Origin of the sequence: Bradyrhizobium sp. (assembly GCF_016219575.1) — a bacterium.
Taxonomy (GTDB): Bacteria; Pseudomonadota; Alphaproteobacteria; order Rhizobiales; family Xanthobacteraceae; genus Bradyrhizobium.
The window spans coordinates 229879-254366 of the sequence record NZ_JACRMG010000013.1 but is presented as its reverse complement, the minus strand read 5'-3'; the positions used below and the strand labels follow the sequence as shown (position 1 = coordinate 254366).

General features: G+C 64.4%; 20 protein-coding genes, 1 tRNA gene and 1 pseudogene. 13 read left to right on the top strand and 9 right to left on the bottom strand.

Translation table 11 applies throughout. The features are described 5' to 3' along the window. Nucleotides 1-120 (top strand): annotated as a pseudogene (locus HZB49_RS13880) (IS4 family transposase); the annotation flags it as partial. A 135-nt stretch (nucleotides 121-255) separates the two neighbouring features. Here HZB49_RS13880 and HZB49_RS13875 read toward each other — a convergent pair. Further along, the gene (locus HZB49_RS13875; RefSeq protein ID WP_291612232.1) at nucleotides 256-723 is read right to left on the bottom strand and encodes an Lrp/AsnC family transcriptional regulator; all 468 of its coding nucleotides are present in this window, start codon (nucleotides 721-723) and stop codon (nucleotides 256-258) included. A 122-nt stretch (nucleotides 724-845) separates the two neighbouring features. On the opposite strand from HZB49_RS13875, the gene hppD reads away from it, so the two are divergent. Then, a complete protein-coding gene (gene hppD, locus HZB49_RS13870) occupies nucleotides 846-1970 on the top strand; it encodes a 4-hydroxyphenylpyruvate dioxygenase (protein WP_291612231.1) in 1125 nt (374 codons plus the stop codon). A 94-nt stretch (nucleotides 1971-2064) separates the two neighbouring features. On the opposite strand, the gene HZB49_RS13865 is transcribed toward hppD, so the two are convergent. The 4 genes from HZB49_RS13865 to HZB49_RS13850 form a co-directional block, all read right to left on the bottom strand. Then, nucleotides 2065-3171 (bottom strand): CaiB/BaiF CoA-transferase family protein, encoded by a 1107-nt coding sequence (locus tag HZB49_RS13865; RefSeq protein WP_291612229.1) that lies wholly within the window; start codon nucleotides 3169-3171, stop codon nucleotides 2065-2067. Nucleotides 3172-3313: 142 nt separating this feature from the next. Beyond that, complete coding sequence (locus HZB49_RS13860) at nucleotides 3314-4114, bottom strand: xanthine dehydrogenase family protein subunit M (protein ID WP_291612227.1); 801 nt, start codon at nucleotides 4112-4114, stop codon at nucleotides 3314-3316. 15 nt (nucleotides 4115-4129) lie between these two features. Then, on the bottom strand, nucleotides 4130-6469 hold the full coding sequence (locus HZB49_RS13855) for a xanthine dehydrogenase family protein molybdopterin-binding subunit (RefSeq protein WP_291612224.1): 2340 nt from the start codon (nucleotides 6467-6469) through the stop codon (nucleotides 4130-4132). Between the two features lie 88 nt (nucleotides 6470-6557). Further along, on the bottom strand, nucleotides 6558-7043 hold the full coding sequence (locus HZB49_RS13850) for a (2Fe-2S)-binding protein (protein WP_291612222.1): 486 nt from the start codon (nucleotides 7041-7043) through the stop codon (nucleotides 6558-6560). A gap of 288 nt (nucleotides 7044-7331) precedes the next feature. Between HZB49_RS13850 and HZB49_RS13845 the strand changes: the two genes are divergently transcribed. From HZB49_RS13845 to HZB49_RS13830, 4 genes are all read left to right on the top strand, one after another. Then, nucleotides 7332-9371, top strand: a complete 2040-nt coding sequence (locus HZB49_RS13845) for a HAMP domain-containing methyl-accepting chemotaxis protein (protein WP_291612220.1) — start codon at nucleotides 7332-7334, stop codon at nucleotides 9369-9371. A gap of 290 nt (nucleotides 9372-9661) precedes the next feature. Then, a complete protein-coding gene (locus tag HZB49_RS13840; RefSeq protein ID WP_291612217.1) occupies nucleotides 9662-11149 on the top strand; it encodes an MFS transporter in 1488 nt (495 codons plus the stop codon). Between the two features lie 6 nt (nucleotides 11150-11155). Then, the gene (gene otsB, locus HZB49_RS13835; protein WP_291612244.1) at nucleotides 11156-11989 is read left to right on the top strand and encodes a trehalose-phosphatase; all 834 of its coding nucleotides are present in this window, start codon (nucleotides 11156-11158) and stop codon (nucleotides 11987-11989) included. Between the two features lie 381 nt (nucleotides 11990-12370). Further along, the gene (locus HZB49_RS13830; RefSeq protein WP_291612215.1) at nucleotides 12371-13828 is read left to right on the top strand and encodes a trehalose-6-phosphate synthase; all 1458 of its coding nucleotides are present in this window, start codon (nucleotides 12371-12373) and stop codon (nucleotides 13826-13828) included. Nucleotides 13829-13831: 3 nt separating this feature from the next. On the opposite strand, the gene HZB49_RS13825 is transcribed toward HZB49_RS13830, so the two are convergent. Further along, nucleotides 13832-14170 carry a hypothetical protein gene (locus HZB49_RS13825; protein WP_291612213.1) on the bottom strand — a complete coding sequence of 113 codons (339 nt, stop codon included), beginning with the start codon at nucleotides 14168-14170 and terminating at the stop codon, nucleotides 13832-13834. Nucleotides 14171-14383: 213 nt separating this feature from the next. Here HZB49_RS13825 and HZB49_RS13820 point away from each other — a divergent pair. The 6 genes from HZB49_RS13820 (at nucleotide 14384) to HZB49_RS13795 (ending at nucleotide 20220) form a co-directional block, all read left to right on the top strand. Further along, nucleotides 14384-14473, top strand: a tRNA-Ser gene (locus tag HZB49_RS13820). Nucleotides 14474-14500: 27 nt separating this feature from the next. Beyond that, on the top strand, nucleotides 14501-15085 hold the full coding sequence (locus tag HZB49_RS13815) for a hypothetical protein (RefSeq protein ID WP_291612211.1): 585 nt from the start codon (nucleotides 14501-14503) through the stop codon (nucleotides 15083-15085). Nucleotides 15086-15158: 73 nt separating this feature from the next. Then, nucleotides 15159-16424, top strand: a complete 1266-nt coding sequence (locus tag HZB49_RS13810) for an aminotransferase class III-fold pyridoxal phosphate-dependent enzyme (RefSeq protein ID WP_291612209.1) — start codon at nucleotides 15159-15161, stop codon at nucleotides 16422-16424. A 30-nt stretch (nucleotides 16425-16454) separates the two neighbouring features. Then, nucleotides 16455-17690, top strand: a complete 1236-nt coding sequence (locus HZB49_RS13805) for a hypothetical protein (protein ID WP_291612207.1) — start codon at nucleotides 16455-16457, stop codon at nucleotides 17688-17690. Between the two features lie 66 nt (nucleotides 17691-17756). Further along, entirely contained in the window at nucleotides 17757-19016 is a 1260-nt protein-coding gene (locus HZB49_RS13800; RefSeq protein ID WP_291612205.1) for a hypothetical protein, read from the top strand. 232 nt (nucleotides 19017-19248) lie between these two features. Beyond that, complete coding sequence (locus HZB49_RS13795; protein WP_291612203.1) at nucleotides 19249-20220, top strand: tripartite tricarboxylate transporter substrate binding protein; 972 nt, start codon at nucleotides 19249-19251, stop codon at nucleotides 20218-20220. Between the two features lie 31 nt (nucleotides 20221-20251). Here the strand turns inward: HZB49_RS13795 and HZB49_RS13790 are convergent, their stop codons facing one another. After that, nucleotides 20252-20908 (bottom strand): hypothetical protein, encoded by a 657-nt coding sequence (locus HZB49_RS13790; protein ID WP_291612202.1) that lies wholly within the window; start codon nucleotides 20906-20908, stop codon nucleotides 20252-20254. A gap of 34 nt (nucleotides 20909-20942) precedes the next feature. Next, on the bottom strand, nucleotides 20943-21767 hold the full coding sequence (locus tag HZB49_RS13785; protein WP_291612200.1) for a DUF3750 domain-containing protein: 825 nt from the start codon (nucleotides 21765-21767) through the stop codon (nucleotides 20943-20945). Between the two features lie 137 nt (nucleotides 21768-21904). Here HZB49_RS13785 and HZB49_RS13780 point away from each other — a divergent pair, with 137 nt between their 5' ends. After that, nucleotides 21905-23191 carry an MFS transporter gene (locus tag HZB49_RS13780; RefSeq protein ID WP_291612198.1) on the top strand — a complete coding sequence of 429 codons (1287 nt, stop codon included), beginning with the start codon at nucleotides 21905-21907 and terminating at the stop codon, nucleotides 23189-23191. Nucleotides 23192-23194: 3 nt separating this feature from the next. Here HZB49_RS13780 and HZB49_RS13775 read toward each other — a convergent pair whose 3' ends face one another. Beyond that, nucleotides 23195-24298: a hypothetical protein gene (locus HZB49_RS13775; protein WP_291612196.1), complete on the bottom strand. Its 1104-nt coding sequence runs from the start codon at nucleotides 24296-24298 to the stop codon at nucleotides 23195-23197. Nucleotides 24299-24488 lie beyond the last annotated feature (190 nt).

The window sequence follows — 24488 nt, the reverse complement described above, 5'->3', positions numbered from 1 at the left end:
GTCAGCCAGCTCCTCTTCACCCGGCGCTCCATTGCCACCATCGACAAACCTCCACCCGTAAATCCAAGCCGGGCAAAACCCAGAGCCCAACCCAATCAAATCGAGTTCTGCTATGGCTAAACTTCCCCGGACAGCCCTGCGTGCTTGCGGGGAGAGGGCAGGGTGAGGGGCGCTATCCACATCATGACTCGCGGAGAGCGCCCCTCACCCGACGCTTCGCGTCGACCTCTCCCCGCGAAGAGCGGGGCGAGGTGACTATCGAGCCAGCGGCAGCTTCGCGCTCTCCTTCAACCGGTCGAGCACGATCGACGAGCGCACATGCGCCACGCTCTGGTGCGGCATCAGCAAATTGTTGACGAGGTCGGACAGGCTCTTGAGGTCGCGCAGCACGACCTTGAGCACGTAGTCGGCATCGCCGGTCAGCGAATAGGCTTCCTGGATTTCGTCGACGCGATTGACCAGTGCGCGGAATTTCTTGGCGTTGTCGGGCGAATGGGTCGCCAGCGTGATGTGGATGAAGGCGATCAGGTTGAAGCCGAGCGCTTCGCCGGCGAGGTCGGCGTGATAGCCCGCGATCACCTTCTCCTCTTCCAGCCGCATCCGCCGCCGCGAGCATTGCGAGGCCGATAGCCCGACAACGTCGGCAAGCTGCTGGTTGGTCAGCCGGCCGTCGTCCTGCAGTGCCGCCAGTAGTTTGAGGTCGAAGGCGTCTGTCTGGATCATGCGTAAAATGCCGAATGGGTGCACGGAATGTGCGCCATGATAGCAATATGTGCCCTCATTTGCACGCACCTTGCGTGGATTCCGGCCGAAAATGGACAAAACCAATGTCCGGGGATTTGCTCATGGGTCCGTTTCCGCACGACGCGCCGCCTGCCACCATCACATCAGACAATCCAATGGGCACCGACGGTTTCGAGTTCGTCGAATATGCCCACCCCAATCCCGGGGAATTGCACGCGCTGTTCGCGCTGATGGGTTTTGCACCGGTCGCGCGCCACAAGACCAAGAAGATCACCGTCTATCGCCAGGGCGACGTCAATTACCTCGTCAACGAGGAGCCGGGCACGCACGGCTTCAACTTCGTCGCCGCGCATGGTCCGTGTGCGCCCTCGATGGCGTTCCGTGTCGTGGACGCCAGCAAGGCCTATGAGCGCGCCATCGCCCTCGGCGCCGAACCGGCCGGCGTGTCCTCGCGGGAGAAGACGCTGGATGTGCCCGCGATCAAGGGCATCGGCGGCAGCCTGCTCTACTTCGTCGACCGCTATGGCGCGAAGGGCTCGGCCTACGATGCCGAGTTCGAATGGCTCGGCGCGCGCGATCCGCGCCCGGCCGGCGCCGGGCTCTACTACATCGATCACCTCACCCACAACGTCCATCGCGGGCGAATGGATGTCTGGACCGGCTTCTACGCAAGACTGTTCAACTTCCGCCAGATACGGTTCTTTGACATCGAGGGCCGCGCGTCGGGCCTGTTCTCGCGCGCGCTCACCAGCCCCGACGGCAAGATCCGGATTCCGATCAACGAGGACGCCGGCGATTCCGGCCAGATCGAGGAATATCTCAACGTCTACCGGGGCGAGGGCATCCAGCACGTCGCCTGCGGCGTGCGCGACGTCTACCGCACGGTCGAAACCTTGCGCGAAGCCGGCCTGCCGTTCATGCCGTCGCCGCCGGACACCTATTTCGAGAAGATCGAGCAGCGCCTGCCGAAGCATGGCGAGGATTTGCCGCGGCTGGAGAAGAACGGCATCCTGATCGACGGCGAGGGGGTGGTCGACGGCGGCCACACCAAGGTGCTGCTGCAGATCTTCTCGGCCAATGCGATCGGGCCGATCTTCTTCGAATTCATCCAGCGCAAGGGCGACGACGGCTTCGGCGAAGGCAATTTCAAGGCGCTGTTCGAATCGATCGAGGAAGACCAGATCAGGCGCGGCGTGCTGAAGGTAGGGCGCGATCACGCGGCTTAACTCGATGCGTAGGGTGGGTTAGCGAAGCGTAACCCACCGCGGCCGGAAAGAAGATGGGTGGGTTACGCCTTCGGCTAACCCACCCTACAAATCCCTACCGCTTCCACGCCCCCGCAAGCTGGCTGATATCCGCCTTCTCCGGCTCCCTGATCGCGGACGGCGTGCGCGAGAAGCGCGGGGCCGGCGCGGGCTGGGTCACGCCATGGCGCTCGACGAACACCTTTCGCGCGGCCATGTGCGGATGCTTCGGCGCTTCCGCCATGGTCAGGATCGGCGCGAAGCAGATGTCGGTACCTTCCATGATCTTGCACCACTCCTCGCGCGACTTGCTCTTGAACACTTTCGTCAGCTTCGCCTTCAGCGCAGGCCAGGCCTTGCGGTCCATCTGCGCGTCGAAATCGGCGTCGGTCAGTCCTGCGTGCTTGCGCAGCAGCGCGTAGAATTGCGGCTCGATCGAGCCGATCGAGATGAAGTTGCCGCAGGAGCATTCATAGACGCCGTAGAAATGCGCGCCGCCGTCGAGGAAATTCTGGTCGCGGCCTTCGGTCCAGCGGCCGATCGCGGTCATGTCGAAGAACATCGACATCAGCGAGGCCGCGCCGTCGCACATCGCGGTGTCCACCACCTGTCCCTTGCCGGATTTCGAGGCTTCCAGCAGGGCTGCGAGCACGCCGACCACGAGATAAAGCGCGCCGCCGCCGAAATCGCCGACCAGGTTGAGCGGCGGCACGGGCTTTTCCTTGGTGCCGATCGCGGCCAGCGCGCCGGTGATGGAGATGTAGTTGATGTCATGGCCGGCGGCATTGGCCAGCGGGCCTTCCTGGCCCCAGCCGGTCATCCGGCCGTAGACCAGCTTTGGATTGCGCGCGAGAACGACATCTGGGCCGAGGCCCAGCCGCTCCATCACGCCGGGGCGAAAGCCCTCGATCAGCGCATCGGCGCCGGCGAGGAGATCGAGTACCTGCCCTACCGCCGCCTTGTCCTTGAGGTCGAGTTCGACCACCTTGCGGCCGCGGCCCGCCACGGACTTCATGTTCTTCCCCGCGCCGACGCGATCAAGCGTCACCACCTCGGCGCCCATGTCCGCCAGCATCATGCAGGCGAACGGGCCGGGGCCGATGCCGGCGAATTCGACGATGCGGAAACCGGCAAGCGGTCCGGAGGTTTTTGCGGCGGCGTGGGACGCGGGTTTGTCGAGCACTGTGTTTCCTCGATATGATTTTTAATTAGCTGATTAGCTAAATTGTCTCGCCTTCGCCGTCCAGTGGCAAGCAAATCTTGGCCCAAAAGCAGTGCGGCGCGCATCGCTGCGCGCCGCATGCATGGCTTGGGTAAGGATAAGATCAGCCGGCGGCGGCTACCGCGCGCTGTGCCATCACCTTGATCAGGTTGGCGCGGTAACCGGATGAGCCGTGGATGTCGTCCAAGAGCCCGTCGGCCGAGATCTTGACGCCATCGATGGCGCCGGCCGACCAGTTCGCCTTCAGCGCCGCCTCGATTGCGGGAACCCGCATCACGCCGTTCTGCGAGGCGCCGGTGGCGGCAACACGGACGTCGCCACCCGCTGTCTTCGCCACGAAAACGCCGGTCAGCGCAAAGCGCGACGCCGGATGCGGGAATTTGGCGTAGCCCGCCTTGGCCACCACAGGGAACGAGACGGCGGTGATGATCTCGCCGTCAGCAAGGGCGGTCGAGAACAGGCCCTTGAAGAACTCGTCCGCCGCAATCGTGCGCTTGTTGGTCTTGACCGTCGCGCCGAGCGCCAGCACCGCGGCGGGATAATCCGCGGCCGGGTCGTTGTTGGCGAGCGAGCCGCCGATGGTGCCGCGATAGCGCACGGCGGGATCGCCGATCAGCGAGGCGAGATAGGCGAGCGCGGGGATCGCCTTTTTCACGGCGTCGCTTTGCGCCACGTCGTAATGCGTGGTCGCCGCCTTGACCTCGACGCCGTTGCCAGTCGCCGCGACGCCGACCAGGTCCTTGATCTTCGCAAGGTCGATCACGTCGGACGGCGAGGCGAGCCGTTGCTTCATGACCGGAAGCAGCGTCTGGCCGCCGGAGAGGTATTTCGCCTCCTTGCCCTTGGCGAACATGGCGGCGGCCTCGTCGACCGAGGAGGCGCGATGATAGGTGGTCTCGTACATGATGCGTCCTCCTGCTCAACCGTGAATCGCGTGCCAGACGCGATCGGGCGTCGCCGGCATTGCCAGCTTGTTGTTGCCGATGGCGTCCGTGATGGCGTTGATGACGGCGGCCGAAGCGCCGATCGCGCCCGCCTCGCCGCAGCCCTTGACGCCAAGCGGATTGCTCGGACACAGCGTCGTGGTGTGCGACACCTTGAACGACGGCAGGTCGTCGGCGCGCGGCATGGTGTAGTCCATGAACGACGCCGTGATCGGCTGACCGTCTGCGTTGTAGACGGCGTGCTCCAGCAGCGCTTGTCCAATGCCCTGCGCGAGCCCGCCATGCACCTGGCCCTCGACGACCATCGGGTTGATGAGGCGCCCGAAGTCGTCGGCGGCGACGAAGTTCACGAACGAGGTCTTGCCGGTGGCGGCATCGACCTCGACCTCGCAGATATAGGAACCGGCCGGGAAGGTGAAGTTGGTCGGGTCGTAGAAGGCGGTCTCCTTCAGGCCCGGCTCCATGCCGTCGGGCAGGTTGTGCGCGGTGTAGGCCGCGAGCGCGACCATCGGCAGCGCGATCGACTTGTCGGTGCCGGTCACCTTGAACTCGCCGTTCTCGATGACGATGTCGTTCTCGCTCGCTTCCAGCGCGTGCGCCGCGATCTTCTTGGCCTTGGATTCGATCTTCTCCATGGCCTTGACGATGGCGGTGCCGCCGACCGCGATCGAGCGCGAGCCGTAGGTGCCCATGCCGAACTGCACCTTGTCGGTGTCGCCATGCACGATCGAGACCTGGCTGATGGGAACGCCGAGACGCTCGGCGATCAGCTGGCAGAACGTGGTCTCGTGGCTCTGGCCGTGGCTGTGCGAACCGGTGAGCACCTCGATGGTGCCGACCGGGTTCACGCGGATCTCCGCCGATTCCCACAGGCCGACGCCGGCGCCGAGACTGCCGACCGCCTTCGAGGGTGCGATGCCGCAGGCCTCGATGTAGCAGGAGACGCCGAGGCCGCGCAGCTTGCCTTCGGACTTGGCTTTCGCCTTGCGCGCCGGAAAACCGGCATAATCGATCGCCTTCATCGCGGCGTCGATCGAGGCGTTAAAGTCGCCGGCGTCATAGGCCATGATGACCGGCGTCTGGTACGGGAACGAGGTGATGAAGTTCTTCTTGCGCAGTTCGGCCGGATCGACCTTCAGCTGCCGCGCCGCGGTCTCCATCATGCGCTCGAGCAGATAGCTCGCCTCGGGCCGGCCGGCGCCGCGATAGGCGTCGACGGGCGTGGTGTTGGTGTAGACCGCCATCACCTCGGCATAGATCGCCGGGATGACGTACTGGCCCGACAGCAGCGTCGCGTAGAGATAGGTCGGCACGGCCGAGGAGAACAGCGACATGTAGGCGCCGAAGTTGGCGTGGGTCTTCACGCGCAAGCCCAGGATCCTGTTGTCCTTGTCGAACGCCATCTCCGCATGGGAGACGTGGTCGCGGCCATGCGCGTCGGTGAGGAAGGCCTCGGTGCGGTCGCCGGTCCACTTCACGGGACGGCCGACCTTCTTCGACGCCCACAGCGCCACCATTTCTTCCGGATAGATGTAGATCTTCGAGCCGAAGCCGCCGCCGACGTCGGGCGCGATCACCCGAAGCTTGTGCTCGGGCGCGACGTTGTAGAACGCCGACAGCACGAGGCGGGCGACATGCGGATTTTGCGAGGTCGTCCACAGCGTGTAATGCTCTTCGGCCGCATCATAATCGGCAATCGCCGCACGGGGCTCCATCGCATTCGGCGCCAGGCGGTTGTTGGTGAGGTCGAGCTTCACCACGTTCGCCGCCTTGGCGAAGGCGGCCTTGACGGCGGCTTCATCGCCGATGTGCCAGTCATAAATCACGTTGCCGGGCGCTTCCGGATGCAGCTGCGGCGCGCCGGGCTTCAGCGCCGCGGCGACATCGGCCACCGCCGGCAGTTCCTCGTATTTGACGACCACGGCTTCCGCCGCGTCGCGCGCCAGGTTCTTGGTCTCGGCGATCACGACCGCGACCGCCTGGCCGACGAAGCGCACCGTCTCCGGCGCCATCGCGGGCCACGCGCCCATCTTCATCGGCGAGCCGTCCTTCGACGTGATGGCCCAGCCGCAGATCAGATTGCCGATCTTGTCGTCGACGATCTGCTGGCCGGTCAGTACCGCAATCACGCCCGGCATCTTCATCGCCGCCGAGGAGTCGATGCCCTTGACCCTGGCATGGGCATGCGGGCTGCGGATGAAATGGGCATAGGTCATGCCCACCATCTTGACGTCATCGACGTAACGGCCCTTGCCGGTGATGAAACGCTTGTCTTCCTTGCGCACGACGCTTGCGCCAATGCCTTCAACGCCCATGTTCCTGATCCTCCCAACCGGAGATGTTTGATGTCCCGCCGCGTCCGGTTCGACGCGGTGGATCGAATTCGGCGAGTAGCGGTATCGGCTATTCCGCGGCCTGCGCGACCTTCATGCGACCGGCCGCATCCAGCACAGCTTTCACGATGTTGTGGTAGCCGGTGCAGCGGCAGATATTGCCTTCCAGCTCATGTCGCACGGTCGCTTCATCCAGCTTGCCGCCGTAGCGGTTCACGATGTCGACCGATGACATGATCATGCCCGGGGTGCAGAAGCCGCACTGCAGGCCGTGATTGTCGCGGAAGGCGGCCTGCATCGGATGCAGCTCGTCGCCCTTGGCGATGCCTTCGATGGTGGTGACGTTGCTGCCGGCGGCCTGGGCCGCCAGCACGGTGCAGGACTTGACCGCACGCCCGTCGATATGGACGACGCAGGAGCCGCACTGGCTGGTGTCGCAACCGACATGCGTGCCGGTCAGATTGAGATTTTCCCGCAGGAGATGGACCAGGAGGGTCCGGTCCTCGACATCGACCGAGACCGCCTTACCGTTTACCGTCAGCTTGACTGTAGACACGCTCACTCCTCCCGATGATGTTTTTTGATTGGTTCTAATTAGAGACAGCGCGGCGGGAACTTGCAACTAGGATTTTCGTGGGGGACGCGGATGTGATCGGTGACACATCAATGACGCGACGATGGGCAAGGCGCATTAGCCCCGGCCCGAAGGCGTGACGACCCCCTGCAACCCCGGAGCGGTCCGCCTGATTTACGCACCTTTATCCATTTAACGGTAGCTTTGGGTTAGCGATTGGGGGCGCAGGCCCCCGATCCGGCTGGCTTTATCTGCATACGGGGGCAGGGGATGGCGGTTTCCAGGCGTAGCGGGCTGCGGTCGATTCGCCTGCCCACCCTTCGCTTCCGGGGCAAGATCATGCTCGGCTTTGCGGTCGTGCTGGCGATTTCCGCCGCCAGCATGGGCATTGCCTGGCTCGGCTTCGAGCATGTGTCGGAGGGTGTTGCCGCCTACCGCAAGAGCGTCACGGAAGCCGACCTCGCCCGCAATATCGACCGCGAGCTGATCTCCTACCGCGCGCTCGTGCGCTATTACGTCGCGACCGGCAAGGAAGAGGACAGCAAGGCAGCCATAGCAGCGGAGGCCGGCCTGAAGGATGCCATCGATGCCTCGATGCGCGGCACCGCCAACCCGGACCGGCTCGAGCAGGTCACCAGGTTGGCGCGCGAGTTCCGCGCCTTCACCAGGATATTCGCCGACATCCTCAAGACCAAGGAAGAGAGCGAGTTTCTGACCAAGAACGCGCTCACGCGCAGCGAAATGTCGCTGGAATACAAGCTCGACGACCTCGCCTCGACCGCGACCGACCTCGACCAGCCCGCGGTGGCTTTCCAGGCCAAGACCATCACCACCCAGTTCCAGGCCATCAAGGTCTTCGCCAACAACTTCGTGGTCAGCGGCGATCCGTCGGCGGCGACCAGCACCTCCAGCCGCCTCAGCTTCCTGGAAAACGGCTTCAAGAACATCCCGGCGACGCACGAGAAGATCGAGCCGGTCGTCAAGGAGATGAACGCGCTGCTCAAGACCTATCGCGAGGCTTTTGCCAAGCTGGTCGAGAACCGTAAGAAGGTCACTGAGCTCACCGCCCAAATGGGTGAATCCGCCGAACAGATCATGAAGGGCGCGGCTGCGATGAAGGCCGCACTGGTTTCCGACCAGGCGCGCTTCGAACAGGAGTCGAACAAGACCATCGACGATACCGAGCGGCTGATCCTGATGCTTGCGGTCGGCGGCTTCCTGCTCGGCGCGGCATGGGCGCTGATGCTGGCGCGCGGCATCTCCGGTCCGATGACCGCGATGTGCAGGGCAATGCGGGAGCTGGCAGGCGGCAATTTCGACGTCGTGCTGCCGGGCCTCGGCCGCCGCGACGAGCTTGGCGAGATGGCCGGCGCGGTGGAGGAATTCAAGGTGCAGGCCGTCGCCAAGGCCGAACGCGACGCCGCGACGCAGGAAGCGCAGAACAAGGCGAGCGCCGCGGCGCGCCGCCAGGAGCTGATCCGCTTCGCCGACGAGTTCGAGACGGCGGTCGGCTCCATCGTCGCCAATGTCTCGTCGTCCGCCGCGCAGCTGGAGTCTGCGGCCGGCACGCTGACGCGCACCGCGGAAACGACGCAGTCGCTCTCCAGCCAGGTCGCGGAATCCTCCGGCCAGGCCTCCAGCGACATGCAGTCGGTGGCAGCCGCGACGGAACAGCTTTCCGCCTCCGTCAACGAGATCGGGCGGCGGGTGCGCGAATCCAACGACATCGCGGTGGCTGCGGTGCGGCAGGCCGAAGAGACGGACAATCGCATCGGCAAGCTGTCGCGCGCGGCGCAGGAGATCGGCGACGTCGTCAAGCTGATCACGGCGATTGCCGAGCAGACCAATTTGCTGGCGCTCAACGCCACCATCGAGGCGGCCCGCGCGGGCGAAGCCGGCCGCGGCTTTGCCGTGGTGGCGTCCGAAGTGAAGTCGCTGGCGAGCCAGACCGCGAGAGCGACCGACGAGATCTCCAATCACATCTCGGGCATGCAGGGCGCGACGCAGGAATCGGTCACTGCGATCAAGGAGATCGGCGGCACCATCGGCAAGATTTCCGAGATCGCATCGACCATCGCCAGCGCCGTGGAAGAGCAGGGCTCGGCGACGCAGGAGATCGCGCGCAGCGTCCAGAACGTGGCGCGCGGCACCGAGGCGGCCTCCGACAACGTCATGCAGGTCAACCGCGGTGCGACCGAAACCGGCTCGGCGTCCTCGGAGGTGCTCCATTCCGCGCGCACGCTGTCCAGCGAAAGCACGCGGCTGCGCGAGGAACTCGACCGCTTCATGGCGAATATCCGCGCGGCGTAGCGCCGGTCGTTCCGGCGCAAGCCGGAAGCCATAACCACCGCTGTAAATTGCCGAAGCGCGCTGAGGCCTCGGCTTGTCAAGATAATGACCCATTGCGGGCGTTCTCCGCGACGACACCGCGAATCGTCCAACGCCCTGAAAATGCGTTGAAATCGCTTCCCTTCCAATATCGCGAGGCGGGAACCGTTCGGCCACAGAAACGTTGTTTCAGCGTGGCAGGAAAGGCTCACGCCTGAACAGAGGTGAGAAACCTTGGGGTCCGATCCCCGAGGGCTTTTTCATTGATCGCAATGAGTCTGCAGAGGATCGAGCACAACCCGCCGCAGGAAGAGCGCGGCACGGCACCGCTGGTGCAGGACAATTCCCGCGTTGTCGAGACCTGTATTCCCGCGCGGCTCGATCGCCTTCGCTGGAGCGGTTTTCACACCCGGGTGGTGCTGGCGCTCGGCATCACCTGGATCCTCGACGGGCTCGAGGTCACGCTGGCCGGTGCCCTATCCGGCGCACTGAAGGAAAGCCCGGCACTGCAATTCTCCAATTTCGATGTCGGTCTTGCCAACAGCGCCTATCTCGCCGGCGCCGTGCTCGGCGCGCTCGGCTTCGGCTGGCTCACCGACCGCATCGGGCGCAGGAAGCTGTTCTTCATCACGCTGGCGCTCTATCTCGTCGCGACTGCCGCAACGGCCCTGTCATGGAATGTCGCGAGCTATGCGCTGTTCAGGTTCCTCACCGGCGCCGGCATCGGCGGCGAATACACCGCGATCAACTCGACGATCCAGGAACTGGTGCCGGCGCGCTACCGCGGCTGGACCGATCTGGTGATCAACGGCAGCTTCTGGATCGGCGCCGCGATGGGCGCGGTGAGCGCCATCGTGTTGCTCGATCCCACATTCGTCGGCGTCGATCTCGGCTGGCGGCTTGCTTATCTCACCGGTGCCGTGCTCGGCCTCGTCGTGTTCGTGATGCGGATGTGGATCCCGGAAAGCCCGCGCTGGCTGATGATCCATGGCCGTCCGGACGAGGCGCATGCGATCGTCGACGAGATCGAGTGGTCGGCGGGACATTCGCAGGCAAGCGAGGCGTTGCCGAAAATGAAACTGAAGATGCGCAGCCACACGCCGCTGCGCGAGGTCGCGCACACGCTGTTCTCGGTGTATCGCCGGCGCTCGGTGGTCGGCCTGGTGCTGATGGCGTCGCAGGCATTCTTCTACAACGCCATCTTCTTCACCTTCGCGCTGGTGCTGACCGATTTCTTCGGCATTCCGGCGAGCCATGTCGGCTGGTACATCCTGCCCTTTGCCGCCGGCAATTTCCTGGGGCCGCTGCTGCTGGGACGCCTGTTCGACACCATGGGACGGCGCACGATGATCGCCTTCACCTATGGCACCTCGGGCGTGCTGCTGGCGCTGTCGGGCTACCTGTTCGCGATCGGCGTGCTTTCCGCGCAGACGCAGACGATCGCCTGGATGGTGATCTTCTTCTTTGCCTCGCCGGCTGCGAGCGCAGCCTATCTAACGGTGAGCGAAACCTTTCCGCTGGAAGTCCGCGCGCTGGCGATCGCGCTGTTCTATGCGGTGGGGACGGGAATTGGCGGAGTGATAGGTCCTGCGCTGTTCGGCGCGCTGATCGATACGGGATCGCGCGGAACCGTGTTCGCGGGTTACCTGCTTGGCTCCGTCCTGATGATCGTGGCGGCGACCGTCGCCTGGTTTTGCTGCGTCGCTGCCGAGCGGCGCTCGCTGGAATCGGTTGCCAGGCCGCTCGCTTTTGTGGAGTAGGATATGATGGATCAGGAACTGGCCGTAATGCCGCTCGAAGATGTTGCACCCGAAAACGAGGAGGCGCCGGAGACCGTTCCGGTGCCGGGTTCGCTGGTGCCGCAGCTGAGCCGGACCGCGGTGTTGCTCGACATCGACGGCACGCTGCTCGACATCATGCCGACGCCGCGCGAGGTGTGGGTGCCGCCGGGTCTCGCCAAGACCCTCAACCGCCTCTACCGCAGAACCGGGGGCGCGCTGGCGCTGGTCAGCGGCCGCTCGCTCAACGATATCGACCTGATCTTCGCGCCGGATCAATTCCCCGCCGTCGGCGGCCATGGCGCCGAGATGCGCATCGAGGCTGACGGCGATGGCGTGGCCGCGCACGCACCGCCGCTGGAAAAGGAGCTGAAGCGGCGCCTTGCGGCGATCGCAAAGCTCAGTCCGGGAATCCTGCTCGAGGACAAGGGCTATTCGCTGGCACTGCATTATCGCCTGGCGCCGCATGCGGAGAAGGCGATCTACGAGGCGGTGTCGCTGATCCGCGCCGACCTGCCGGACGCACCGATCGAGGTGCTGCCGGGTAAGCAGGTCTGCGAGATCAAGCATTCCGGTTTCACCAAGGCGAGCGGCGTGCGCGAGCTGATGACGCATCCGCCGTTCGCGGGCCGCAAGCCGTTCTTCATCGGCGATGACGTCACCGATGAATCGGTGTTTGCGATCATGTCCGATCTCGATGGCATCGCCTTTTCGGTCGGCCGCCGCGCCAGAGGCGTGGCGGGCCATTTCGATGCGCCGGGCGACGTGCGCGAGTTCCTTGCGCACCTGCTTGACGACGAAAGGGACGCACCGCTGCCGTAAATTTCCGGCGAGCGCCACAATCCCAGGCCGATTTCGCCGCGCGTTTTTCGATTGCGATTATTTTGCGCAATATCGCGCGCGATGCCTGAAATATCTTTTCGCGCGGGAACACGGGTTCCATTCGATTCGCCAGATTTTGGTTTCAATTCGCAAGGATCGTGGTCAGTGCCGCCGATTTGAAGTTCCTGCAGTGGGGCCGCGAGTCCTGTCAGGAACTTCAAATCGACAAGCGGCACTGAGAATAAGGAAGTGCCTGTGCCCCTTGTTTTCCGAAGTTCGCATAAGAGTTTGCCGCTAGGGAATGCGAACTTCGGAAATGGGGCACAGGAACCATATTGATGAACATCCGTTAAACGATGGACCTGATTCTGGAGGGGACCCGTGAACCTCGTCGTCGTTTCAAATCGCGTTGCGCGCGGCAAGGCCAACGAGCCCATGACGGGCGGCCTGGCTGCGGCGCTGCTGCCGGTGGTGGAAAATTCCGGCGCGATCTGGGTCGGCTCCTCCGGCCGCGTTCGCGACGGGAACCAGGAACCGTTCGCCGAGGTCGAATCTCTGGGCAACGGCGCGCTGGCGCTGCTCGACCTGCCGGCCGCGCATTACGGCGGCTACTACGAAGGCTTCGCCAATTCGGCGCTGTGGCCGGCGATGCATTCGCGTCCCGACCTGATCCGTGCCACGCGCGAGGACTACCTGTCCTATCGCGAGGTCAACGCCTTCATGGCGCGCGCGCTGCTGCGCTTCCGCAAAGCCGATACCGCGTTCTGGGTGCAGGATTATCACTTCCTTGCGCTCGGTACGGAGCTGCGCGACCTCGGTGTCACCTCGCCGATCGGTTTCTTCCTGCACACGCCCTGGCCGGCGCGCAATGTCATCGGCGGCGTGCCGCATGCCCGCGAGCTGATCGAGGCGATGCTCGCCTATGACCTGATCGGATTCCAGACCGAAGAAGACTGCGAGAATTTCGTCGGCTCGGTACAGCTCGAGCTCGACTTGCCCGTGCACGACGGCATCATCCTGTCGCGCCACGGCCGCACGCGCGCCGCGGTGTTTCCGATCGGCATCGACGTCGAGCGGTTCGCGCAACAGGCCGCGAAGGCCGCGTCGCATCCGGAAGTGTCGCGCCTGCGCAAGAGCCTCAATGGCGATCGGCTCGCGATCGGCGTCGACCGGCTGGACTATTCCAAGGGCCTGACCAATCGCATCTCGGCCTTCGACCGGATGTGGAGTGCGCAGCCCTCGCTGCTGCGCACCGCCTCGTTGTTGCAGATCGCAACGCCCTCGCGCGGTGCGATCGAGGCCTATGGCAATCTGCAGAACGAGGTGGCGAAGCTCGTCAGCGACGTCAACGGCCGCCATGGCGAGATCGACTGGACCCCGATCCGCTACCTCAACAAGGGATTCGGCCAGGCCGTGCTCGCCGGTCTCTATCGCACCGCGCAGGTCGGTGTGGTGACGCCGCTGCAGGACGGCATGAACCTCGTCGCCAAGGAATATGTCGCCGCGCAAAACCCCGCCGATCCCGGCGTGCTGGTGCTGTCGAAATTCGCCGGCGCCGCCAACGAACTCGACGCGGCGCTTCTGGTGAACCCGCACGACATCGACGGCATGGCGCGGACGATTGCGACCGCGCTGACCATGCCGCTCACCGAGCGCCGCATGCGCTGGGAAGCGATGATGGCCAGGCTGCGCCGCGGCACCATCCAGCAATGGTTCGCGAATTTCGTGGAGGAGTTGCAGGAAACGCAGCTCGACAAGAACGTGGCGCCGCCGTTGATGTCGGAACCGACGCCGCTGTGGCCGCGGCGCCCGGCGCAGGCCGGCGCGCGCATCCACTGATCGTCAGTAGCAATACGACACGCCGTCGAGCACGGTGCAGCGCGCCTTGTTCGGCGCACTGGGATTGTCGAGCGGCACCGAGCCGCTGCCGCTTCCGACGAACACGCCCTTGCCGACCACCACCGATTGCTTGTTGCCGATGATGACGCTCGGATGCGGGGAGGCGAGGTTGGCCCGCGTGCCGTCGGGCCAGACGATCGCGTCTCCGGTGAAGACCCCGCGCCGGCCGTCGCTGCAGGTGACGTCGGTGCCCTGACGGGTGCAGGACTGCGCTGCGGCCGGGGATGCCGCGAAGGCGGCCGCGGAAAACAGCAATGAGGCCACGAGCGTCCGCACGATCATCGCAACAGTCCTTTCCTTGGAATCCCCCGGGTGATTTGGCTTTCACCGACGCTCAGTCGTCGGCGATCCGCCCCGTCCGGTTCAAAAACGGCCTTCTTGCCTGCCTCACGCCGCAGGGAATTACCCAATTATTCCAATGAATTGGGGAAATTTTGGGCCTGATCCCCGGCCTCCCTTGCAAAATGCGCCTTGCCCCGTCATGAGAGGGCCTCCGGAGAGATGGCCGAGTGGCTTAAGGCGCACGCTTGGAAAGCGTGTGTGCGGGAAACCGTACCGTGGGTTCGAATCCCACTCTCTCCGCCATCGGGATGCTTCAAGCTGGGATGGCTGATGGACCCGCAGGACGCCAGGCCACCGAAAGGGACCGGACCCGTCGCGTGGTTTGAGCGCATATCGCTGCTGGGCGACGACTTCCGCAAGATCGGCAAGGCGTCCATCGTGCCAGCCGTCCTCCTTGCAGCACTGTTTCCGGCGCTCGTCGACCAACTCACGCATCCCGGGCAATTCGTCTATCTGGCCGCGGTTCGTACATTTCCTCTCACGGCGACAATCGCGGTCATCTGGATTTCCGCCCACGTCTGGAATACGTCCACGCGACTGAACTGGTACGCACTGCTCGCGATATGGTGCGTTTCGCTCTACATCTCGATAAGCCTCGCGCTTCACTTCGGTTGCAGCGACTGCGGCAAGCTCTCCGATATCCAGGAGGAAACATATGCGTGGCTCCCGCAATTTGCCCGCCAGGCAGGCATTTCTGCGGTTGCCTTCCTGGTGACAGCCGGCATCTACTTTTTCAGGATATACGGGTGGGCGTCATTCCTGGCGTCACTGATTTGCGGTTCGTATCTTGGGCTTGCCGGGATTTACGTCTTGCGTCCGGGCGGCCCGCTGGATCGGGGCGACAACAGTGAATGAACCGCTGGCAGTCCCAAATGACAAAGCCTCAGGCGCATGATTGCCTGAACTCTGGAATCGAAGAGGGCGGGTCATGACCAAACAGGCGACGGTGCTGAGCGAATCCCAAACCGCGGACGCGATGCTGCGTGCCCGCGCCCGACGGGTCGTTCCCGGCGGTATGTGGGGTCATCTCAATGCGGCGCGGCTGCCGGAAGGCTATCCGCAGTTCTTTGCTTCCGCCGAAGGGTGCCGCGTGCGCGATGTCGACGGGCGGGAATATATCGATTTCATGTGCAGCTGGGGGCCGGTGCTGCTCGGCCACCGCCATCCCGAGGTGGAGGCCGCGGCACGCGCGCAGGCCGATCTCGGCGACTGCCTCAACGGTCCCGGCGAGGTCATGGTGGATCTCGCCGAGGATTTCGTCGCCATGGTGCCGCACGCCGATTGGGCGATGTTCCAGAAGAACGGTGCGGACGCGACCACGACCTGCGTGACGATTGCGCGTGCCGGCACCGGCAGGCGCAAGGTGCTGGTGGCGCGCGGCAGCTATCACGGCGCGCTGCCCTGGTGTTCGCCCAGCGTTGCCGGCGTGACGGCGGAGGATCGCGCCCATCTCATTCACTTCGACTACAACGATGTGGCGAGCCTGCGCGCCGCCGTCGATCAGGCGGGAAACGATCTTGCCGCGATCCTCGTCACCGCGTTCCGTCACGACATGGCGCGCGATCTCGAATTGCCGGCGGCGGAATTCGCCGCGGCCGTGCGCAGTGCATGCGACCAGACCGGCGCCGCGCTCGTCATCGATGAGGTGCGGGCCGGCCTGCGCCTCGATATCAGGGGAAGCTGGGAGACGCTGGGTGTGCGGCCGGATTTTTCCGCCTGGAGCAAGGCGATCGCCAACGGCTACGCACTGGCCGCCGTCACCGGCAACGACCGCTTCCGCGAGGCCGCCACCAAAGTCTTCGTCACCGGATCGTTCTGGTGCGGCGCCGTCGCCATGGCAGCCGCGCGTGCAACGTTGCGGATCGCGCGCGAGACCGACGTGCCCGCCCATCTCGGAGCGATGGGCCTGCGGCTCCGCGAAGGCATGGCTGCATTGGCCGATCGCCATGGCGTTGCGATCCGGCAGAGCGGTCCGCCGCAGATGCCGCTGATCCTGTTCGAGGGCGATCCGGAGTTTCGCAAGGGGCGGGCGTTCTGCTCGGCGGCGCTGCACCACGGCGCGTTCTTTCATCCCCAGCACAACATGTTCCTTTCGGCCGCGCATGGACCGGCTGACATCGACGCGGCGCTGGAATCGGCTTCGCACGGTTTCCAGGCCGTCGCCGGTCTGGATGCGCGCAAAGCCCGGGAATAGCGGGTGCCGCCGGCATTTTCGGGAAGAGGATTGTCTCTTGCGGGCGTAAGCAAGAGCGAATTCGCGGGCGTTGCCCTCGGCATCTGGGTGTCGCTCCCTGCCATCTTCTCATTGGCCTACGGATTGGCCGGGATGAGAGGCCATAGCGCGCTCTCAGGGGCGGCTTTGGCAGTCTGCCTGCTCGCGATTCCTCTGCTGCTGTTGCGCCGCGTTGCCTTCCGCGCCGCCGACTTCTGTTTCGTGCTGCTCGCCTTGTCGATGATGTGCACGTTTGCGATAGGGGCAGCTGCGCCGGCCTCGACCGTCGAGAGTGCCCTGCTGTTCGTCACCCTCGCGAGCTACGTCGCGTGTCGCTTTTTCACCGACGAAGCATTGGCGGAAGGTTGCGCACCGTTCGTTGCAGTTTGCGTCACAGTCGTCGGATTGGGAACGCTCGCCACAGTCGTTGCGCTCATTCAGAACTGGGACGCGCGCCCAAAGCCGATGGTGCTTGGATCGGGCGCCACCCCGACGCAACTCGTGCAAATCCTCGCATTCCCCGTTCTCGCCAGTCTCACGCTTGTCACCCTCACCATCAGGCGAGCTGTCGTCATTGCAGCGATGGCAGCGATACCCGTGGCGGCATTCTCGGCGGCGCAGGTGAGGTTTTCCCTCGCCGCCCTCGTGGGGAGCGTCGGCTTGGTGGCGATGCTTTCGAAAGGAGGGCAACGCAAACTGGCGATGCTGGTCGGGTGTGTGATCGTGCTGGCGGCGGTCATGGGGGCCTTGGCCAGATATTCCAAGACGCAGGTTCTCGCCAACTATGCCCTCGAAACTGCTTCAGGCGCGATAACCTGGGAGCGGCCGCCGAGTTGCGATCTCAACACCAACACCAAGAATTCGATAGCGATCAGAAAGGCGCTCGTGCTCGACGGACTTTACCTGGCTCCCCGGGCGGGATTTTTCGGCACGGGTCTCGACGGCTTCATGCAGTTATCGTGCGTCAGGCAGACGGAGATTCACAATTCCTTTCTCCAGGCGTTCGTCGAGTTTGGTTGGCTCGGAGGCGTGCTGTTCCTGGTGCTTGTCGTGACGTCAGTTTGCTCGATTGCGGGCCGCGCCAGGGCTGAGCCGGTTCCTCTTTTCCTTTTGTCGAGTTTGATCTTCTTGGCTATGATCGCTATCGCGTACGGACGATTGAGCAGGGATTTCACTCTGTTTGCATTTCTGGGTGTGGTCGGGGGATATGCCGAAAGCCGTTTGCGTCGACAACAATCCGGCCAGTGAGATGCCGTCTTGCACTGGCCACACCGTCTCCCAATCGTCAAACATCCTGGATTGAGTTGAGTCGCCATGACAGCGGAGAGCAAGCGGCCGCCGGCCGTAGTCCTTGGCTTGGGGCACCCGAGGCAAACCGCCTATGTGAAGTCGCTGGCGAAGTTCGGTGTCCCGGTACACGCGATGCACAGCGAACGAAGCATTTACGTTGCCTCGCGCCGCCTGACCCGTTTCCACCTGCTGGACAGGGATGCTCAATCCCAGCTTGCCGATATCGAGAGTCTCGGCAAGCGGCTTGGCCGCGGCTTTCTGGTTCCAACCAACGATGACAACGTCGCGCTGGTCTCGCAAAACCTCGAACGCCTCTCGAAGAACTTCTTGATCCCGTTGCCGGGTTGGGAAGCCATCGGAGAGATTTTCGACCGCGCCAAGTGTTATGCGAAAGCCAGCGCCGCGGGCATTGCAGTTCCGCAATACTGGATGCCGACCTCGGATGCCGGCATGAAGGAAGCGGTCGGCGCCCTTGAGCCGCACAAGTCAGACTACATCATCAAGACGCCATCCATCCTGAGCGCGCCGGCCAATGAAGCGGCCATCCGGCTGACCAAGGCTGCTCCGAAACAGCATCGCGATATCCTGGCATCGTGCGAAGAGTTGAAGCGGCGGACTGGTGAGTATCCGATGATCCAGCAGGTCGTTCCGGGCGCCGCGGACAGTGCCATTGGCGTCACGATGATCGTTTCGAGAAAGGGCGATATAGTTCTCACCTATTGCGTTCGTCGCTTGCGCCTCGCCAGCTACCGGATTGATGCCGGATATGTTCATCCATATGAACTGGGATCGGTCGTCTGGTGCGAGACCACCCATGACGATGAAGCGGTTGAGGCCGCGCGGGAACTGGTTCGTGCCTTTCGGTACTATGGCCAGATCACGGTCGAGTTTCGCAGGGATGCGAGAGATGGATCGCTTCATCTGATGAAGGTCGAGCCGCGGCCCGTTCGTGCGACAAGCCTGTCGTCCGCAATCGGAATGGATATTCCGACCATCCTGTACCGTGTGTTCCTGGGCGAGAGCGTCGAGGTCCCGAAGGAGTATCCGGACGGCGTTGGCTGGTTGTGGACGATGGCTTACGGACAGTCGCTGTTCCACAATCCACACCACAACAGGCGCGACTTGCTTCGGGTATTGCGAAGCAGCAACAGGATCAGGGCGTTTGCCGAGGACTTCGCCGATCCCATGCTCTTGACCCGGTGGGTGGCCCGCAGCGCAGCACGCCGCATGCGAGGTCTCTTCGGCAGAACCGGACCGAAACGAAGCCTTTCGGAGGCGCGGTAACGCCGCCGGAGACGATCCAAGCCGCCTGGCCGTTTCGCATCTGGCTCCCGAATACTGAGAACCTTCCGACGCTTACGACGAACATTGCGTCGCTCTTATGGCAGAATATGCGCGATGTTGACGCGTTGTCCGGAGTACCGATTTGCCGGATCATGCTATGCTTTCATCAAATCGTGCCGCAGGCTATGAAACAGACCTGCGCACGAATACGTGCGTCACGAGAGGGGATGGCATGAAGAAGATTGTTCTGGTTACCGCATTGGCACTTCTGGCCAGCCTTTCCTGCAGTCCGCTCCAGGCCCAGACCTGGCCGGAGAAGCAGATCACCTTCGTCGTGCCGTTCGCGGCCGGCGGCGGCACCGATGCCTTTGCCCGGCCGCTTGCCGCGCAGCTCGACACCCAGCTCGGCAAGCGCGTGCTGATCGAGAACCGCGCCGGCGCCGGCGGCACGGTGGGCGCATCCGCTGCGGCCAAGGCCGCGCCCGACGGCTACACCTTCTTCGTCGGCGCGGCGCATCACGCCATCGCCGCGTCGCTCTATCCCAAGCTCGACTACGACTTCGAGAAGGATTTTGTCGCCGTGGCGCTGATCGCCTGGCCGCCGCAGGTCGTGGTCGTCAATCCCGACAAGGTAGCGGCCAAGACGCTGAAGGAATTCATCGACTATCTGAAGGCTAATCCCGGCAAGCTGCACTATGGCTCGGCCGGCGCCGGCACCACGCATCATCTCGCCGGCGAGCTGTTCAAGATCCTCACCAAGACCGACATACAGCATGTGCCCTATCGCGGCGCCGGGCCTGCGATGCAGGACCTCATCGCCGGTCACGTGCCTGTCGTGTTCGACGGGCTCGGCACGTCGGCCGGACCGGTGCGGGCCGGACAGTTGCGCGCGCTTGCGGTCGCGGCGCCGAAGCGGGTGTCGGCATTCCCCGACCTGCCGACGGCCGCGGAAGCGGGGCTGCCCGGCTATGAAGTATCGACCTGGTACGGCCTGTTCGCCCCGAAGGGTACGCCGCCTGCCGTCATCGAACGGATGATCAAGGAGATGCGCACGGCCATGCAGACACCGTCGATCAAGGAAGCATGGGAGCGCAACGGATCCGATGTCCCCGACGTGACGGGGCCTGCGTTTGCCAAGATGGTGTCTTCGGAAGTCGAGCGCTGGCGCAAGGTCGTCACCCAAGCCAACGTGAAGCTGGACTAGAGAATGGCCGTTCGCCGCGCCCTGCGTGAGTTCAGGGCGTGGCGATCAGTCCACTGGCCGTGGCGACGATCCAGCGGTTGCCCCAGCGGACGATGGAATCGATGCGGCCGATACCCGGCACGGTCTCGCCAAGGCTGACCGTGCGGACGCCATCGGGGCCCTGCAGCGTCGCCGTCTGGCCCCGGACATCGAGCACGGTCCAGCCCTCGATCGTCGCCGGCCTGGTTTCCGGAGCCGGCATCAGTTGCGGGCGGGGCTCCGCGGGCGTCGCGGGCAGCATGGCCGCGGCCGACTTCGGGCCGTCAGGTTCCGTGCGCATCGCGTAGCCCGCCGGTCTGGACGCGTTGATGCTGGCGGTGACCGAGGGCGCCTGCTTGCGGATGCTCTCGGGCTTGCCGGCCGGTCTTGCTTCGGCATGCCGTTGCGCCGCGGCTTTCGGTGTTGGTGCGGCTGCGATGACGACGGAGCTGTTCCACCCGAGGCAGCCGGCCCATCCGAGGGCAATACCGGCCAAAAGGGCGCCCGCGACCATGCAGGCCGTCACGGCCCGTTCGCGGTGTGGCCGCAGCAGCAGCAAGGCTTCTTCCCGCATGGGCTCGAGGTGATCCGCAGCATCCACGCTGACAGGCGGGGCACTGCCAATCGGCTCTTCCGCGCCCGGAACGTTCGGCTGGATTTGCATGAGCATGACCTTCGTCGGCCGATCATGATCGAACCCAGAGCTAAACGAATTCTTTACGGAAGGCGGCGCCGTGCGGAGAATTCCAGGGCTCGAGGCTCGCCATCAGCCCGAGCCGTCCGATCCCCGGCAGCTTGATGGCCGGACGGCGAATGTCCAATCCGATGACGGCGCCGAGGAAATTGAGCTCGAAGCCCTCGACCCAGGCGATGGTGACGCCGAGATAGCCGGCGAGGGAAACGAACAGGCCGGTGCGCGAAGCCGTCGTGCCGAACCAGCCGTCGTAGGGATAATCCTTGCCGATCGCGGTCGGCGGAAGAACCGCTTTCAGTTCCGGCACCGCATCGAGCACGGCGCGCACGAAGGTGTTGGAATTGGGTCCCGGCCACGCACTGTAGTCGCCATGGCTGCGAAACCTGTAGTTCTGGATGACAGCGCGGATTTTCGGGATCAGCCGCGCGGCTTCCTCGCCGTCCACCGCGACGATGGTCTCGGGCATTGCGCCGAACCAGCGCCCGTCGGCCGCAAACCCGTTGCTGCGGATCGGTTCGCCCCACGCCGTGTAATCGTAGCGGCTGTAGGTTGCCGCGCCGCGTTCCTTGACGACGATCCAGCTATGCACGGCGAAAATGCCGCGCCAGCGCAGGGTGCGGGCCGCATAGACCCGGATCAGCGCTTCCGGTTTTTGCGCGGCCGGCGGCAATAGCCCCGCGCTCGAACGATCCGCGGTCTGCCAGGTGCCTCTGTCCGGATCGACGAAAAGATAGCGCGCCGCCGACCAGCCGATCGGCACGAGGACAAGCAGCAGAAAGATGACCGACAGTTTTCTCAATGCGGGGCGGGGGCTGAGCGTGACGTCGCAAACCAATATAGTTCATCCGCCTTGCGGCGCCAGTTCCCGCGGAGCTGCCATTCGCGTGCAGCCTTGAACTGCACACCCGCTGCGCATAGGCTCCGCCACATTAACGGCCAAGCAACAACAAACCACGGGACGAAACCCCAGCAATGCAGCCCTCCGAGCGGCGCCCTTCCGTCTACCGCCGGGGCCTCGTCATCGTCGCGACGCTGGCGACGGCGTATATGGCCAGTCATTTCTTCCGCGCCTCCAATGTCACGATCGGGCTCGACCTGATGCGCGATCTGTCCGTCGGGCCCGGCGCGCTGGGGGCGCTGACGGGCGCGTTCTTCTTCGGCTTCGCCGCCATGCAGATTCCCTGCGGCTTCTTCTTCGACCATTTCGGTCCGCGGCGCACCGTTGTCGGCATGCTGGTGCTCGCAACGATCGGCGGCATCATCTTCACGATAGCGCCGACCTGGCCGATCCTGCTCACCGGGCGCGTGCTGCTCGGGGCCGGCTTCGGTGTCATGCTGATCGGCAGCATGGTGGTGATCACCCGCTGGTTCCCGCCGGATCGCTTCTCCACGCTCACCGCCATCGTCCTTTCGGTCGGCCTGCTCGGCAATCTCATTGCCACCACGCCGCTGGCCTGGGCCTCGGAAATATCGGGCTGGCGCGCCGTGTTCGGCGCGGCCGTTCTCTTTACCGCTATCGCGGCCGTCGCGGTCTGGATCGTGGTGCGCGACGCGCCGGAGGGCCATCCTTTCCTCGACCGCAAGCCGGAGCAGGCAGGCGAGATGCTGCAGGGCCTGCTCGAGGTGCTGCGCAATCCCAGGCTCAGGCCGATCCTCGCGCTCAACTTCTTCAACTATGCCTGCACCTTCACCGTGCAGGGCCTGTGGGGCGGCGCTTACTTGCGCGAGGTGCATGGCTTGAGCCCGATCGCGGCCGGCAACGTCCTGCTCGCCGCCGTCGTCGCCTATCAACTCGGCATGCTGGCATTCGGCCCGCTCGATCGCGTCTTCGATACCCGCAAGTGGATCGCCATCGCCGGCACGCTGGTGATCGTCGGCCTGCTCGCCGTGCTGGCGATTCCCGCCGCGCCGCCAGTCTGGCTTCCCGTCGGCGCCATCGTCGCGATGGGGTTCTTCAGCGCTTCCAGCACCATGGTGATGACCCACGGCCGGGGCATCTTTCCGGATCGCCTGATCGGACGCGGCATTGCGACCATGAACACCTCGGTGATGCTCGGGGTCGCCGTCATGCAGACGCTTTCCGGAATCATCATCGGCGCCTTCGAGCCGCTGGCGAGCGGCGCCCGCACCGAAATCGCCTATCGCTCGCTGTTCGGATTCCTCACCGTGATCCTGCTCGTCGCGGTCTCGATGTACGGCCGCTCGGAGGACATCAAGCCGAGCCACGAGATGCGTTTGCGCGGGCAGGCCGGTGCGTGATGCTCAGCGCGGCTTGACCTTGTCGTATTCGGCCAGCGCGCGCTCGAACTTCTCGTTGAACAGCCACATCGCATCCATGATCTCGCGGTAGTTCGCCGAGGTTCGCGCACGGTCGGACTGGCCGTAGGCGAACATGCTGTTGTTGCGCAGATAGCCCATGATCTTCGGATCGGACACGCGGTAGCCGAGCAGATTGCCCGACCGGAGCGCGGATTTCGTCGGGCTTGGCACGATCTGGATCAGCTCGAAGAATTTCATCTGGTCGATCGGGTTCGGCAGCGTCTTCGCGATGGCCGGGATCTGCGCGAACAGCTCGGCGTGGGCGTTCATCAGGCCGTTGCGCACATTGGTCCAGTGGTTGTAGCGCGGGTCGAGATTGCCGAGCCGCGCCTCCTCCTTGCTGTCGCGCGCGATCAGTTCCGGATCGAAGGCGGCGATGGCAGGCTTGATGTCGGCCCATTTCCGCCGGCCGTTCGCATCCTCCGACACGCCGGTCTGGAAGCTGCCCTTGTACTTGTTGGAGCGCGCGTTGCCGATGTTCTGGTTGCCGTTGGTCTCGGCGAAGAACAGCGCCAGGCTGATGCGGCCCGCGGTTTCCGCGTTGGCCGCATCGAGGCCCTTGGCGCGCGCGATCGCCCGCCCGAGATCGACGACGTCCTTGAACGGCGTCGCCGAATTCTGCGCATTGGCGGGCGCAGCCTGCATGACGTCGAACAGCTTGCGGTACTCGTCGATCAGCGGTTCGCTGTCGGCGTCGAAATATTGCGGCGGGATGCCGTACTTGTTGGGCCGCCCGATTCGCGACGGCTGCGCGTCGGTGAGATCCTTGTAGGTGCTCATCATGAGATTCCGCGCCAGATAAAGCGCCTGCCCCGGCAGGTTCGGCAGCGGCTGCCTCGAATCGATCTGCCGCCGCCGCTCGGCCAGGATCGCCTTGAACTGGGCGAGCGCGTTGCTGTAGGCCGCGGTCACATCCGCTTGCGGCTTGGCGGGCGCTGTCTGCGCGGCGGCGGAGGAGCCGGGCCCGATACCGCCCGATACGGCGAGCAGAACGCCGATGGCCAAGGCTGCGATGGTCACTGCGATGGTCTGCCGCATCTTCGTCATGGCGGGGATCCGAACCTCGATTCATCCGGCGAGGATCGTACACAACAAGATTGCGGCTTGGCGAGCGGCGAAGCTCAAATCGCTGTCGCTGTCCAGTGCAATCCCGGCAGGGCGCCGTCACGGCGCGTGCCTAGGGTCGGTGAAACCGCCGTGCTATCGTTGCGGCAAAACAAGTCTTGTTGGGAGAGAA